The following is a 14,668-nucleotide window of genomic DNA, read 5'->3' as shown; positions in this document are numbered from 1 at the left end:
CTTGTTCGGCGGCCGACGCCTTTGCAGCCGCGACGGACGGGATCGACAGCTCAGCGGTCTTGCGACAGTTTGGCGAGCGTTTCCTGGATCTCCCGCGTTCGATACGCGTACATCTGCGCGTTCTGCTCCAGGCTCTTCCGCAGGCGCTCCTGGATGTCGCGCGCCCGCTCCTCACGCAGGGGGGCGGTCGCTTGGGCGAAGCGGCGAAACCAGTCCTCCTGGGCGTTCCGCAGCGCCTCCGCAGCCAGCTCGGCCAGCTCCTCGGAGCCCCTGCGCATCACCCGGGGATCCATGTCGACGAGTTCGACCAGCCCGTCCCCGCCGATCGTCACCCGGACACTCCGGTCGCCCGAAAACCCCTGCCCCACCAGCTGAGCAGCCAACTCACGGGATTCGGGAAAGACTGATTGCATGGTGTGGCCCGCTTCAGCCGGGTAACGGTCGTTCATCTCTACTCCGATACGGCACTCGTCGTTCGCGATCGCAGGCAGGAAGCCATGACGACCGCTCGGGCGCAGCCGCGACGACGCTGATGCCGTCCATGCCCCTGGCCGCCAAGACCTGCCACCACCACAATCGCCTCCAGCTTCACCCCGCGCCCATCTCCACGACCGGGAACATCCTCACCGAATGGCATTCGGATTACACCAGGACCACAGAGGCACCGCACGCGAAGAGATGAGCCACCGCGAATGTCGTAGCGGCTCTGAAACCAGCATGATCCTATATAAAGATCGTCAAAAAAGGGGAAGAGTCGCACGATAGCCGTACATCGCGACCGACCTGAGGCCATCGATCAACGAAGCAGCCAGACCATGGTCAGCCGATGCGGAGCGTGCACGGCCGAGGACCTGGCCTGTGGCCTGGGTCACCGCGAGTCGAGGCGGATCCGGAGACCCGCAGTCGTGGAGGTGGGCCGTGGCGGCGGTCAGGGCTCGATGCCGCCGCGGAGCAGTCTCCACATGCGCCGGGCGGTCTCGGGCCGCTCGGCGGCTGGAAGGTTGGCGAGGAGGCTGGCCAGCATGCCGACGGCCAGGACCAGGTCCTCGGCCGTCACGTCGGCGCGGACGCGGCCGGCGTCGCGGGCCTCGGCCAGCCCGCCCTCCAGCAGCCTCGCCACGCGATCGCGCAGGACGATGACGCGCGGGTCGGGATGCGAGGGCGTGCTGACCACGGTGACGAACGCGGTCGAGGCGATGGTCTGCTCGGTGATCAGGGCCAGCACGTCGTCGAGATCGGCGCTGGGCTCGGCGGCCAGGGCCTCCAGGTCGGCGACGCTGTCCTCGAACACGGCCAGCGCGAGGCTGATGCGATCGGGGAAGTGCCGGTAGAGGCTGCCCTGCCCGACTCCGGCGGCGCGGGCGACCATGCTGAGCGGCGCGTTGTATCCGGCGTCGGCGAAGACCTCACGGGCCGCCGCTATGAGTGCCGCGCGGTTCTCCGCAGCGGCACTGGGCCCTCTGTTCGGTCGACGCGCGGCAGGCATAGCGGCTATCGTAACAACCGGACATTGTTGTCCGGTTGTTACGACCCGCGCCGCCTTCAGCGCTGTCCCGCACCCCCATCGGGAGGACGAACCCTTGACGACCAACACCTTCGACAACCGCGTGGCCCTCGTCACAGGCGCCGGCTCCGGCATCGGCAGGGCGATGGCCATCGCCTTCGCCAAGGCCGGCGCCCGCGTGGTGGTCTGTGACGTCAACGGCGAAAGCGCCGAGCTGACCGCCTCCGACATCGGGGAGGCCGCCATCGCCGTGACGGCCGACATCGGCGACGAGGCGTCGGTCGCCGACATGGTCGAGACCGCGATCAGCGCGTACGGACGGATCGACGTGCTGTGCAACAACGCCGGCATCATCGACAACATGGCCCTGCCCGCCGACCTGTCGATCGAGATGTGGGACAGGGTGCTGCGCGTCAACCTGACCGGCACCTTCCTGGTCACCCACGCCGTCCTGCCGCACATGCTGCGCGAGGGACGCGGCGCGATCGTCAACACCGCCTCCGAGGCCGGCATCCGAGGCGGCGCTGCGGGCGCCGCCTACACCGCCTCCAAGCACGGCGTGGTCGGCCTGACCCGCAGCGTGGCCTGGGCGTACGCCAAGGAGGGCATCCGCTGCAACGCCATCCTGCCCGGCCCCACCCTGACCAACATCGCCACGGCGGAGGGCGCCGCCGCCTTCGACACGGCCGGCGTCACCCGGCTCAGCCCCGTGCTCGCCCTCGGCGACCAGATGGCCCAGCCCGAGCAGATGGCCGACGCGGCCCTCTTCCTCGCCTCCGACGCCGCCTCGTTCGTCAACGGCGCCATCGTCCCGGTGGACGGCGGCTGGTCGGCGGGCTGAGGCCGGCGGTCCGCGCACCTGTTGACTCGGCGAACGCTCATCGCACAGACTACGAACCGTTAACCGGACAGAACTGTCCGGTTGGTGAGATCGCCTTCCGGGCCGTCTTCGCGTGAAACGAGGGAGCTTGATGACCGATCAGTGGGACGACCTCGTCGACGTACTCGTCGCGGGCTCAGGCGCGGCTGGCCTGACCGCGGCGATCGCCGCGGCCGACAAAGGGCTGACCGTCCTGGTGGTGGAGAGCACCCCGAAATGGGGCGGCACCACGTCCATCTCCGGAGGCGGGCTGTGGATGCCGGCCAACCCGCTCATGATCCGGGCCGGTGTCCAGGACTCCACCGGCGAGGCCCGCCAGTACATGGACGACGTGATCGGCGACGTCGGGCCGGCCTCCTCGCCCGAGCGCAGGACGGCCTTCCTGCAGACCGTTTCCGAGGTCGTGACCTTCCTCGGCCGCCTCGGCGTCAAGTGGAGAAGGTCCGCCGACTACCCCGATTACTATCCGGACCGGCCGGGCGGCAAGGTGGGCCGCTCCCTTGAGGTCGCGGCCTTCGACACCAAGCTGCTCGGCGACTGGTACGCCAGCTCGCGCGCCAAGGACAGCATCCCGCTCCCGCTCATGACCGACGACGTGTGGCTGCTGGCCCGCGCCTGGTCCACCCCCAGCGGCTTCGTGCGCGGCGCGCAGTTCGTCTTCCGCTCACTCGGCCAGCTCGCCGCCGGCAAGCGCCCGGTCGGCATCGGCGGCGCGCTCGCCTGCTCGCTCATGCACATCGTGCGCACCCAGCAGACCCCCGTCTGGCTCTCCACGCCGATCGTCGAGCTCATCGTGGAGGACGGCGACGTGGTGGGCGCGGTCGTCGAACGGGACGGCCGGCAGCGGAGGGTCCGAGCCCGGCACGGCGTCGTCCTGGCCGCCGGAGGTTTCGCGAACAACCGGGAGTGGCGCCTGAAGCATCACGGCGTCCCCGGACACTCCTCCGCCCCCGAAGGCGACCTGGGCACCGCCATCGAGGTGGGCGCCCAGGCGGGCGGCGCGCTGGCGCTCATGGACGACGCCTGGTGGGGCGGGAGCCTGATCGGCCCCGACGGCAAGAGCAGCTTCCTCGTCGCCGAGCGGTCGCTTCCCTTCAGCATCGTGGTGGACGCGAACGGCGAACGCTTCACCAACGAGTCGCAGTCGTACATCGACCTCGGGCATGACATGCTCCGGCACGACGTGCCCGGCCCGATGTGGATGATCACCGACGTCAGGCACGCCCGGCGCTATCTGAACACCGCCTATCTGGGCCAGAAGAAGAAGTGGATCGAGGCGGGCCTGCTCGTCGAGGAGCCGTCCCTGAAGGCGCTGGCCGCCAAGATAGACATCGATCCGGAACGGCTGACCGCGACCGTCGAGCGGTTCAACGGCTTCGCCCGCACCGGCGTCGACGAGGACTTCGGCCGCGGCCGGACCGTCTACGACAACTACTACGGCGACCCACGGGTCAAGCCCAACCCCAACCTGGGCGCGCTGGAGCGGGGTCCCTTCCGCGCCGTCCGCATCCATCCCGGCGACCTGGGCACCAAGGGCGGCCTGCTGACCGACGAGCACGCCCGCGTCCTGCGCGAGGACGGGTCGGTCATCCCGGGCCTGTACGCCGCGGGCAACACCACCGCCTCGGTCATGGGCCGCACCTACCCGGGCCCCGGCTCGACCATCGCCCCCGCCGTCGTCTTCGGCTACCGAGCCGCGCGGCACGCCGCGTCCCGCTGAGCCCGGGCTCGGGTCCGCGGATCGATCCTCACCGATCCGCGGACCGGAGCCTGGCCGTCATCACCCCACCCCTGAACGCTCCATCCCTGAAGCTCCATCCCTGAAGCTCCATCCCTGAACGCTCCATCCCTGAACGCTCCAGCGGGCGGGTCCGGGCGGTGGGTGGGGGCTCCTACCATTCGCGCATGACCACGCACGGATTCACGCTCACCGCCGAGGGGCCGTTCAGCTTCGACGCCTCGCTGCGTTTCGTCGAGGACTGGCCAGCCACCAGCGCGCTGCCCTCCGACGGGCGGGCGCTGCGCTTCGCCTACTGCGCGGAGACCGACTGGCGGCCGATCGGCGTGACCGTGACGGCCGCGCCGGGCGGGGTCGCCGTCGCCACGACGCGGGCCGCCGGGCCGGGGATCCGGGGCGAGGTGGCCCGGATCCTGTCCCTCGACGTGGACGGCGCCGGGTTCGCCAAGCTCGGCGAGGCCGACCCGGTCCTCGGCGACCTGCACCGCCGCAGCCCCGGCCTGCGGCCGGTGTGCTTCTGGAGCCCGTGGGAGGCGGCCTGCTGGGCGGTGATCGTGCAGCGCTCGTCGATGCTCATCGCCTCGCGGATCAAGCAGCGCATCGCGGAGCGATGGGGCGCGAAGGTCGCCCTGGACGGGCGGGAGTACCCGGTCTTCCCGCCGCCCGTGACGCTGCTGGACGCGGACGGGCTCGGTCTGCCCGCGCAGAAGGAGGAGTGGGTGCGCGGGCTGGCCCGCGCGGCGCTCGATGGCGTGCTCACCACCGAGCACCTGCGCTCCCTGGCTCCGGAGGAGGCCCTGGCCGAGCTGCGCGCCCTGCCCGGCGTGGGACCGTTCTCCGCCGGGCTCATCCTGATCCGCGGCGCGGGCGCGCCGGACGCGTTCCCGGGCGACGAGCCACGGCTGTTCGCGATCCTGCGCGAGGCGTACGGCCTGCCGGAGGACACCCCGCCGGCCACGTACCGCGGGCTCGCCGAAATGTGGCGGCCCTACCGCTCCTGGGCCTCCTTCCTGTTTCGGGCGTCCACCTATGGCGCCGTGGACGATCGCGCCGGCGCCCGGCGCCCGGCGCCCGACGACAGATGATCACTGACGGCGACCTTGACCGCACGTTCAGCAATGCGTCACAACTCCATTACAACCGCCCGCAAAGGACTTTCGGACACTGGCCCATATCCAGTGATACTGACACCGACAACATCAACGTCAATCAAGGCTCAGACCGCGCGGTGGCGGTCCGGGGCACAACCCAGAGCGGGTGGCTCTCTGGGCGATACGACCGTCTGTTCGCCGGCAGTTCACAAGACCCATGGCGTTCCAGTCGGCGTGAAGAACCCAAGGACGGCAGTGGAGATTGACCTCGTCATAGCCGGCGCCGGGCTCTTCGGCCTCACCGTGGCCGAACGATCAGCGCGCGAGCTCGGTTTACGGGTGCTCGTCGTCGAGCGCCGCGACCATATCGGCGGTAACGCCCACAGCGAGATCGAGCCGACCACCGGCATCGAGATTCACACCTACGGCACCCATGTCTTCCACACCTCCAACGAACGCGTCTGGGAGTACGTCAACCGCTTCACCGCCTTCACCCCGTACCTGCACCGGGTCTTCTCGGTGTTCAAAGGCCGCGTGTACTCCATGCCCATCAATCTGGGCACGATCTGCGAATACTTCGAACGCGTCCTGTCGCCCGGCCAGGCCCGCGCGCTCCTCGCCGAGCAGGCGGCGGAGTTCCCCGACCCGGCCAACCTCGAGGAGAAGGCCATCTCCCAGGTGGGGCGCCCGTTGTACGAGGCGCTCATCCGCGGCTACACGGCCAAGCAGTGGCAGACCTCGCCGCGCGACCTGCCACCGGAGATCATCGGCCGGCTGCCGGTCCGGTACACCTTCGACGATCGCTACTTCGACGACACCCATCAGGGCCTTCCGGTCGACGGGTACGCGGCCTGGCTGGAGCGGATGGCCGACCATCCCCGCATCGAGATCCGGCTCGGCACCGACTTCTTCGACCTGGACGCCGCGGGCGCCGTCCCCGTCGTCTACACCGGCCCGCTCGACCGGTACTTCGGCTACGCCGAAGGCGCCCTGACCTGGCGCACGCTGGACTACGAGATCGAGGTCGCGCCGACGGGCGACTTCCAGGGGACGGCGGTGATGAACTACGCCGACGAGGACGTCCCCCACACCCGCGTCCACGAGTTCCGCCATCTGCACCCGGAACGCGGCCATCCGGACGACCGGACCGTCATCATGCGCGAGTACTCCCGCTTCGCCGGCGCGGGAGACGAGCCGTACTACCCGATCGGGACCCCTGCGGACCGGGCCCGGCTGCAGGCGTACCGGAAGCGGGCCCGTAGCGAGCCCGGGGTGTTCTTCGGCGGCCGGCTCGGCACCTACAGGTACCTCGACATGCACGCCGCCGTCGCGTCCGCGCTGACCATGTACGACAACCGGATCCGCCCGCACTTCGCCACGGGCCGGCGTTGACCACGGGCGACGGCCCGGCCGACGCCGGGCTCTCGATCGTGATCCCCTGCTTCGACGAGGCCGACAACGTCGGCCACGTCTACGCCGAGGTGGTGGCCGAGTTCGGCGACCTCGACCTCGAAGTGATCTTCGTCGACGACGGCAGCGGCGACGGCACCCTGCCCGCGCTCAAGGCGCTGGCGGACGCCGATCCCCGGGTGCAGTACATCTCCTTCACCCGTAACTTCGGTTTCGAGGCGGCGTTCTCCGCCGGCTACCGGTACGCGAGCCGGCCGTGGGTCCTGCACCTCGACGCCGACCAGCAGTTCCCCGCCGCCGAGGCGCGCCGGCTGATCGAGGCGGCGGCGCGGGGGCGGCACGACGCGGTGTTCGGCGTCCGGGCCGGCCGCGACGACCCGTGGATCCGACGCCTCGGCTCGGCCGGCTTCCACGCCCTCGCCGCCCGGCTGGGGATCGAGGTCCCCCGTGGAGCCACCGCGTTCCGCCTGGTGCGCACGTCGCTGGCGCGCACCGTCGTGGACCTCCGGCTGGGCTCCCCGAACTTCCTGGCGACCGTGCCACGGCTGACGAACCGCTACACCACCGTCCCGGTGGGCCACCGCGCCCGCCTGCGGGGCACGTCGAAGATGAACGTGCGCGGGCTCGCGCGGCACGCCGTCGACCTGTACGTCAGCGTCGGCCGGCGGCTGACCACGGTGGTCACCGGCCTGGCCGTGGGCGCCGGCGCGGTGGCGCTGCTGTGCGCCCTCGCCACCGCGCTCGGGCTGCTCGGCCCGGCGGCCGGCCGCGCCGCCGGGTTCCTGCTCGCGGCGGTGGCGCTGGCGGTCCTCGGGTTCACCGTGCGTCACCTGGTCTCGATCGCGGCGGGCCAGGCTGCCCGTCCCAGGCTGTTCTACGTGCGGGAGTCGACCGTGCCGATCCGCGACGAGGACCGTCTGCTCGACCTGGCGGACACCACGAGGGCGCCGTCGTGACCACCGTGACGGTGGCCGTCCCCCGGACCGCGACGATCCTGCGGCTGCTGATCGGCCGGGGCGCGTTCCGGATCGGGGTCCAGGTGACCGCGGTCGCCCTGGTGGCCGTGTGGGACGGGCCCGCGTTCAGCCTCTACGCCGGCGCCGTCGGGCAGTGCGCGTGGCTGCTCCTGGCCGGCGACGCGCCGGAGAAGGCGGCGCTCAAGACGTTGCCCCGCACCAGGCGGCTCGGCCCCGCGGTGGCCCGGCTGTCGCTCGCCATGGCGGCCGTCCCCACCCTGGTCCTGCTGGCCGCGCTCGTCCCGGTGGCGGTGTTCGCCCCGCTGTCGGCGGCGACCGCCTACCTGGCCGCCGGGACCTGGTCGGCCTGCACCGGCCTGCTGATGGCGGTGTCCGGCCTGCACCGGCTGCGTGGCCGGCCGGGGCTGGACACGGTCGCGTTCGGAGCGACCGGCGGTGTGGTGCTCGCCGTCACCGCGGCCACCCTGCTGGTCGGCTGGGCGCCTCAGGTCCATCTGCTGCTGCTGCTCGCCGGCACCCTCGTGGTCACCGCCGCGGCCGTGGCGGCGCTCCCCCGCGACTGGCTGCGGAGACCGCCGGGCGCGCCGCGCCGGCGGCTGCTGGGCAAGCTGGCCCGCCTCACCTGGCTGCTCGGCGTCGCCGATCTGTGCGACGCGCTCTGCTTCGCGCTCGTGTACCTGGTGCTCGCCGTCTCCGGGCTGGCGAGCCAGAGCGGAACGCTCTATCTCGCCCTGCTCCCGGCGGTCGCGGTCTGTCAGGTGGTCGTCTACCTGCTGCGGGTGACGCAGCCGGCCACCTCCCACCGGCTGCGCGGCGTCCAGGGCCGCTCGGGCCGGTCCCGCGCCCGGCGGCTGCTGCGTCTCGGCGAGCGCCTGGGCGCCGGGTTCGCGGCGGTGTTCGCCCTGCTGCTGGCCGTACCGGTCACGCGGGGGCACCTGACCGCCGGCGAGCCGCCCGTGCTCGCGCTCGGGCTGCTGGTCGGCGTCGTGCTGATCCTCTTCCTGATCGTGATGTACGCCGGCTACCTGGTGGAGAACACCAACAACGACGTGCTCGTCGTGACCTCGTCGGGCGCGCTGGTCGGCCTGGTCGCGACGGGCCTGCTGGCCGCCGCCCTCGTGCCGTGGCTGGGCGCGCTCGGCGCCTTGGCGGCTTTAGCCCTATCAATCCCGATCAAGGCTCATACGATGCGGCGAATGATGATTTTCCGTGAATTGGAGCGAACAACATGTACGTACTAGGCATCTCCCGGGTGCACGACTCGGCCGCGGCACTGGTGCGCGACGGCGAGATCGTCGCCTTCGCCGAGGAGGAGAGATTCACCCGGGTCAAACACGACGGCCGGTTTCCCGCCCGTGCGATCGAGTTCTGCCTGGAGCAGGCCGGAATCGGCCTCGACGAAGTGGATCACGTGGCGTTCTACTGGCAGCGCTGGCGGGAGGCCGCGCACGCGGCGAAGGTGTTCGCCCGCTACTTCCCCGGCACCCTTGACGTGTTCCGCAACGAGCGCGAGAACGGCGCCAAGTCGGCCGGCCTGGTCGAGACCCTGCGCCACGGCGGTGGCCCCAAGAAGAACGACGACTACCACGTCGGCGGGGCGGTCCTGGCCCACATCAAGCGCACCTACACCCTCGCCGACGACGTCAAGGCGGCCGTCGGCCACACCGGGCCGACCAAGTTCAAGGTCCACCTCATCGACCACCACCGCTCGCACGCGGCCAGCGCGTTCTTCGTCAGCCCGTTCGACAGAGCCGCGGTCCTCACCCTGGACGGCGTCGGCAGCGACGGGACGACCACCTGCCTCGCGGTCGGCGACGGCAAGCGGATCAGGGACCTGAAGCGCATCCGGTATCCGCACTCGCTGGGCGCCATGTACGCGATCGTCACGGGCTACCTCGGCTTCTACTCCACCCGCGACGCGGGCAAGGTGATGGGCCTCGCGCCGTACGGGAACGACACCTACGTGGAGCAGTTCGCCGAGCTGCTGCACCTCACCCCGGACGGCGGATACGAGCTGGACCTGAGCTACTTCCAGCACCACCGCAACGGCAAGCACATGGTGTCGCGGAAGTTCATCGACACCTTCGGCCCGCCCCGGCCCCAGACCCGGATCACCCAGGACAATCCCGTCCCGCAGCACTACATGGACATCGCCTACGCCCTTCAGGCCACGCTGGAACGGGCCGGCCTGCACTTGGCCCGCTGGCTGCACGAGGAGACCGGGATGACCCGGCTCGCGGTGGCCGGCGGGGTGGCGCTCAATTCCGTGATGAACGGCCGCATCCTGCTGGAGACCGGGTTCGAGGAGTTCTTCGCCCAGCCGGCCTCCGCCGACGACGGGTCGTCGCTCGGCGCGGCGCTGGAGGTGAGCGTGGGCCGGTTCGACCGGCCCAGGCCGACGACCGGTTACGTCTTCACCGGTCCGGAGTTCACCGAGGAGCGGATGGAGCAGGCGTTACGCGACGCGGGCGTCGAGTACCAGCGGGTGGACGACATCGCCCGCCACACCGCGGCGGGGATCGCCGAGGGGCTGATCGTCGGCTGGTTCCAGGGCCGGATGGAGTGCGGTCCGCGAGCCCTGGGCAACCGGTCACTGCTGGCCGACCCGCGCGATCCCCAATCCAAGGCGCGGATGAACGAGAAGGTCAAGCATCGCGAGCCGTTCCGCCCGTTCGCGCCGTCCTGCCTGGAGGAGCGGTCCGGCGAGTACTTCGCCAGTGACCATCCGTCCGAGGTCATGCTGCTCGTCTTCGACGTGCTGGAGCACCAGCGGGCCGTGGTGCCCGCGATCACCCACGTGGACGGCACCGCCCGGGTGCAGACGGTGAGCCGCGCCGACAACCCGCTCTACCACGAGCTGATCAGCCGGTTCGACGAGCTCACCGGGGTGCCGATGCTGGTCAACACCTCGTTCAACGACAACGACGAGCCGATCGTGTGCACCCCGGAGGACGCGGTCGCCTGCTACCTCAAGACCGACGTGGACGCGCTGGCGCTCGGGCCGTTCTGGGTGCGGAAGCCGGCCGACGAATCGGGCGCCGGCCGATGACCTCCGTTCGCCCCGCCCGCCGCGGCACCGCCCGCGCCGACGCCTGGATCGCGGCGGCCCACCGGAACCGGAGCCGGCTGTGGCTGGTGTCCGGCGTCCCCACCGCCGTGCTCGCCGGGCTGATCATGCTCGTGCTGCCGCCCCAGCAGACGCTGGGCGACCTGGCCGACTGGGCCTTCCGGCTCAGCCCGTTCGTGTTCGGGGTGGTGACCGTCGCGCTGCTGCCCCTGCGGCGGTTCGGACCGCCGCTGCTGCTGGCCGCGGTCGTCTTCTACATGGGGGTCCTGGACACCGGTCTGGTGCTGCGGATCCTGCCCTTCGGCGCCGCGTCCGGCGATCAGCAGGACCTCCTGTTCCAGACCATCTACCAGTGGATCCTGCTGACCGTCACGTTCGTCGTGCTGTTCGCGCTGCTCGGCTACCGGATGGGGGGAGCCCGGACGACGTCGGTCCTCAAACTGGGGCTCGCCTCGGTCCTGGTGGTCATCTCCGGGCTGAACGATCTCACGTTCTGGCTCACCTACGACTGGCCCGACGGCCCGCCGTCGCACCTCCACTACGCCTCCCACATCATCGTCTTCACCGGTGGACCGCCCAGCATCGCGACCGCCGTCGTGTTCATGGTGATCCACCTGGCGCTGGCCGTCGCGGTGCTGTCGCTGCCGCTGGGACGCTACGTCGACCAGGCGGTCGCCCGGCACCGGAAGCACCTGTCATGACCTCACTACTGATACTCGGCGCCGCCGACGGCGCGCTGTCCACCTACCGCGTGGCGGCCGAGATGGGCTACCGGACGATCGCGGTGGACCAGTCGGCCACCGCGCCGGGCGTCGCCCTCGCCGACGAGTACCTGCCGGTCAGCACCCGCGACGCCGGGGCGATCCTGGCGGCACTCGGCGGCCGTACGGACGTGGCGGGCGTGGTGGCGCCGTCCAGTGACGTCGCGGTGCCGGCGCTGCGCGCGCTGGCCGTCGCGCTGGGGCTGCCGAGCCGGCTCTCCGAGGAGGCGGCCCGGGCCTCGCTGGACAAGTGGGTGGTGCGCGGCATCCTCGACGAACTCGGCGTGTCGTCCTATCCCTGGATCATGGGCGACGACCCGGCCGAACTCGCCGCGCGGGCCCGCGCGCTCCGCTTCCCCGTGTTCGTCAAGCCCGCCGACGCGCAGAGCGGGCGCGGGGTGACCAGATGCGCCTCCCCCGGCGCCGTCCTCTCCGCCGCGATGGCGGCCCGTGACCGCTCCTACAGCGGCATGATCATGGTCGAGGAGGAGATCCCCGGAGTCCTCTACAACTGCGAGTGCGTCGTGGACGACGGACGCGTGGTGTTCATGGCGGTGAGCCGGCAGACGGTGAGCCCACCGCCTCTGGTGCTGACCCTGCGCCGCGACATGCCGGTCGCGCTGCCACCGGACGTCGAGGACACCGTCCGCTCCGTCGTGGACAAGGTCTGCGCCCGCCTGGACTACCGGCGCGGGCCGCTGAACCTCGACCTGATCGTCACTCCGGACGGCGAGCCGTACCTCATCGAGCTGGGGCTGCGCACGGGAGGCAACGGAACCGACGACATGGTACGGCTCTGCCACGGCGTGGACCCCGTACGGGCCGCCGTGCAGGCCGCGACCGGTCTGCCGATCGAGCTGGATCCGCATCCGCCACGTCCGGTCCGATGGGAGGTGATCACCGCCGAGCGGGCCGGGACCCTGGTGTCGGTGTCCGGCGAGGAGCGGGTCAGGGCCGTCCCGGAGGTGGCCGAGCTGGTGGTGCTGGCCCGGCCGGGCCGGCGAGTCCGGCCCTACCAGGACGTGTCGGACCGGCTCGGCTGGTTCGTCGTGCGGGCGGCCACGACCGCCGCGCTGGACGCCTCGGCCGACCTCGTGGCCGGGACCATGAGGTTCGAGGTGGCCGGGCCGGAGAACAGTGATGCACACGGTTGACGTGCTCACCTCCATCGAGGGAGTGTCACCCGGCGAATGGGACTCGCTCCGCGGCGAGCTCCCTTTCGTCCGGCATCGCTGGCTCCACCTGGCCGAGACCGTCCTGGCCGATCACCGGCCCAGATATCTGCTGGTACGCCGGCAGGGAAGACTCGTGGCGGCCGCCGTCGGCGCGCTCGAACACCGGCTGCAGAACCCCCGGCTCGACGCGCGGTTCGGCCGGCTGCTGCGCCGCTCGCCCTTCCTGCACGTCGCCGTACCGATGACGGCGTCCCCGGGGCTGCTGGTGGGTGACGGCCCCGATCCACAGGCCGAGCTCGACGTGCTGCTCCGGGAGATCCGGGACCTCGCCAGACGAGAGCGGTCGCCGTTCTGCGTCGTCGACCATCTGCCCGCGCCGGATCCGGCCCATGCGGATCAACGCGGTTATCTCCGGCTCGGCTGGCTGCCGGACACCCGTCTGGATCTGACCTGGCCGTCGTTCGACGACTATCTGGCCGATCTGCCGAGCAAGAGGCGCCGTGAGATCCGCCGCACGCAGCGGCGCGCAGAACGCGAGGGCATCGTCGTCCGGCCGCTGATCCCGACGGCCGAGGACGGTCCGGCACTGGACCGGATGGTGGCGGACGTGACGCGCCGTCACGGCGCGGTCCGGCACTACGGGCCGGATCTGTTCGTCAAGGCGGCCACCGTCCTGGGCGCCGACCTGACCCTGCTCGCGGCCCACCGGGACGGCACGCTGGTCGGCTGCATCGCCCTGCTCCGCGATGACGACGACCTGGCGGTCAGGTGGATCGGGCGTGACTACGAGCGCACCGCCGGCACCGCCGCCTATCACGCCCTCCTGGCCGCCTGCGTGCGGAACGCCATCTCGTCGGGCGCCCGTACGCTGCGCTTCGGCGCGGCGGCCTACGAGACGAAGAAGCAGTTCGGGGTGAGCCTGGAACCGCGGAGCCGGCTGTTCACCGCCCGCAGCCGGGCCGTCACCTCGCTCATGGGCCTGTTCAGCCGTCGTTTCGACCCACCTGACCTCCCGGCCGGCTGAGGACGCACGCCACCACGGAGATCCGCTTCCGGCGGGCTCCGCGAGCTGGCGGGTTTCGCCTGACAGATCGGGGGCACCAGGCGGGCCAGGCGAACGGAGGGAACGGGGTGTCACGCAAGCTGGTGGCGATCGGCAATCCGGCCGCGGGCGGGGACGACGACGAGACCCGCCGGGCGGTGCTGCGCGCGCTGGGCGACGAGGCCGACGTGGTGACCTGCGTCGTGGAGGAGCCGGGCGACATCGACCGGGTGCTGGACCGGCACCCGGACCGCGCCCCCGTCGTCCTCGGCGGCGACGGCTCGCTGCACCGGGTGGTGGCCGCGCTGCGCGCGCGGGGCGAGCTCGGCACCCGGCCGGTGGGCCTGGTCCCGATGGGCACCGGCAACGACCTGGCTCGCACGCTCGGCATCCCGCTGGATCCGCGGCAGGCCGCGACGCTCGTCCCGCGCGGAGTGGAGCGGCCGCTGGATCTGCTCGTCGACGACCAGGGCGGGATCGTGCTGAACGCCGTGCACGTCGGGGTCGGCGCGCTGGCCTCCGAGCAGGCCACCCCGCTCAAGCCGTTGCTGCGGCGGGCCGCGTACGCGGTGGGCGCGCTGGTCGCCGGAACCCGCGCGCGGGGGTGGCGGCTGCGGGTCCGCGTGGACGGCCAGGTGATCGCCGACGGCCGCCGGCGGATCCTCATGGTGGGCGTCGGCAACGGCGGCTCGATCGGCGGCGGCACCCCGCTGGCACCGGCCGCCCGGCCGGACGACGGGCTGGCCGACGTCGTCATCTCCTACGCCGTGTCTCCCTGGTCCCGCCTCGTCTACGGGCTGCTGCTGCGGCGCGGCAGGCACGGCCGGCTCAACGAGGTCACGACCGTCAGGGGGACGTCGATCGCCATCGACGGCGAGCCTGTCCCGGCCAACCTGGACGGCGAGCTGCGCCCGGCCGCACCGCGCTGGTCCTGGACGCTGCGCCCCGCGGCCTGGCGGGTCATCGCCCCCGGCGGATGAGCCGGAAGTGGGCCGCCCACTGAGCTCCAAGCCGCGTACAAGA

13 protein-coding genes are annotated in these 14,668 nt (G+C 71.6%); 11 read left to right on the top strand and 2 right to left on the bottom strand.

From position 1 onward, the window contains the following. Positions 1–50: 50 nt before the first annotated feature. Positions 51–449, bottom strand: coding sequence for a YbaB/EbfC family nucleoid-associated protein (locus AB0I38_RS15950; RefSeq protein ID WP_358467506.1), 399 nt, complete (start codon positions 447–449; stop codon positions 51–53). A 479-nt stretch (positions 450–928) separates the two neighbouring features. Beyond that, entirely contained in the window at positions 929–1,486 is a 558-nt protein-coding gene (locus AB0I38_RS15945) for a helix-turn-helix domain-containing protein (protein WP_358467504.1), read from the bottom strand. 94 nt (positions 1,487–1,580) lie between these two features. Between AB0I38_RS15945 and AB0I38_RS15940 the strand changes: the two genes are divergently transcribed. From AB0I38_RS15940 to AB0I38_RS15890, 11 genes are all read left to right on the top strand, one after another. Then, positions 1,581–2,345: an SDR family NAD(P)-dependent oxidoreductase gene (locus tag AB0I38_RS15940; protein ID WP_358467502.1), complete on the top strand. Its 765-nt coding sequence runs from the start codon at positions 1,581–1,583 to the stop codon at positions 2,343–2,345. Positions 2,346–2,475: 130 nt separating this feature from the next. Next, positions 2,476–4,104: an FAD-dependent oxidoreductase gene (locus AB0I38_RS15935; RefSeq protein ID WP_358467500.1), complete on the top strand. Its 1,629-nt coding sequence runs from the start codon at positions 2,476–2,478 to the stop codon at positions 4,102–4,104. A 185-nt stretch (positions 4,105–4,289) separates the two neighbouring features. Continuing rightward, positions 4,290–5,207 (top strand): DNA-3-methyladenine glycosylase family protein, encoded by a 918-nt coding sequence (locus AB0I38_RS15930; protein WP_358467498.1) that lies wholly within the window; start codon positions 4,290–4,292, stop codon positions 5,205–5,207. Positions 5,208–5,468: 261 nt separating this feature from the next. Further along, positions 5,469–6,605, top strand: a complete 1,137-nt coding sequence (gene glf, locus AB0I38_RS15925) for a UDP-galactopyranose mutase (protein ID WP_358467496.1) — start codon at positions 5,469–5,471, stop codon at positions 6,603–6,605. Then, positions 6,602–7,579, top strand: a complete 978-nt coding sequence (locus AB0I38_RS15920; protein ID WP_358467494.1) for a glycosyltransferase family 2 protein — start codon at positions 6,602–6,604, stop codon at positions 7,577–7,579. The genes glf and AB0I38_RS15920 overlap by 4 nt, the downstream gene beginning before the upstream one ends. Next, positions 7,576–8,841 carry a hypothetical protein gene (locus AB0I38_RS15915; RefSeq protein ID WP_358467492.1) on the top strand — a complete coding sequence of 422 codons (1,266 nt, stop codon included), beginning with the start codon at positions 7,576–7,578 and terminating at the stop codon, positions 8,839–8,841. Before AB0I38_RS15920 ends, AB0I38_RS15915 begins: the two co-directional genes overlap by 4 nt. Further along, on the top strand, positions 8,829–10,649 hold the full coding sequence (locus tag AB0I38_RS15910; RefSeq protein WP_358467490.1) for a carbamoyltransferase family protein: 1,821 nt from the start codon (positions 8,829–8,831) through the stop codon (positions 10,647–10,649). Before AB0I38_RS15915 ends, AB0I38_RS15910 begins: the two co-directional genes overlap by 13 nt. After that, positions 10,646–11,368: a hypothetical protein gene (locus AB0I38_RS15905; protein ID WP_358467488.1), complete on the top strand. Its 723-nt coding sequence runs from the start codon at positions 10,646–10,648 to the stop codon at positions 11,366–11,368. The genes AB0I38_RS15910 and AB0I38_RS15905 overlap by 4 nt, the downstream gene beginning before the upstream one ends. Further along, positions 11,365–12,582, top strand: coding sequence for an ATP-grasp domain-containing protein (locus tag AB0I38_RS15900; protein ID WP_358467486.1), 1,218 nt, complete (start codon positions 11,365–11,367; stop codon positions 12,580–12,582). Before AB0I38_RS15905 ends, AB0I38_RS15900 begins: the two co-directional genes overlap by 4 nt. Then, positions 12,569–13,627 carry a GNAT family N-acetyltransferase gene (locus AB0I38_RS15895; protein WP_358467484.1) on the top strand — a complete coding sequence of 353 codons (1,059 nt, stop codon included), beginning with the start codon at positions 12,569–12,571 and terminating at the stop codon, positions 13,625–13,627. Before AB0I38_RS15900 ends, AB0I38_RS15895 begins: the two co-directional genes overlap by 14 nt. 107 nt (positions 13,628–13,734) lie before the next feature. After that, the gene (locus AB0I38_RS15890; RefSeq protein WP_358467482.1) at positions 13,735–14,625 is read left to right on the top strand and encodes a diacylglycerol/lipid kinase family protein; all 891 of its coding nucleotides are present in this window, start codon (positions 13,735–13,737) and stop codon (positions 14,623–14,625) included. Positions 14,626–14,668: the final 43 nt, after the last annotated feature.

The sequence above is a fragment of the Nonomuraea cavernae genome (assembly GCF_040655715.1).
In the GTDB taxonomy this organism is placed as follows: Bacteria; Actinomycetota; Actinomycetes; order Streptosporangiales; family Streptosporangiaceae; genus Nonomuraea; species Nonomuraea cavernae_A.
Note: the sequence above shows the minus strand (reverse complement) of the source record. Positions and strands in the feature narration are given on the sequence as shown.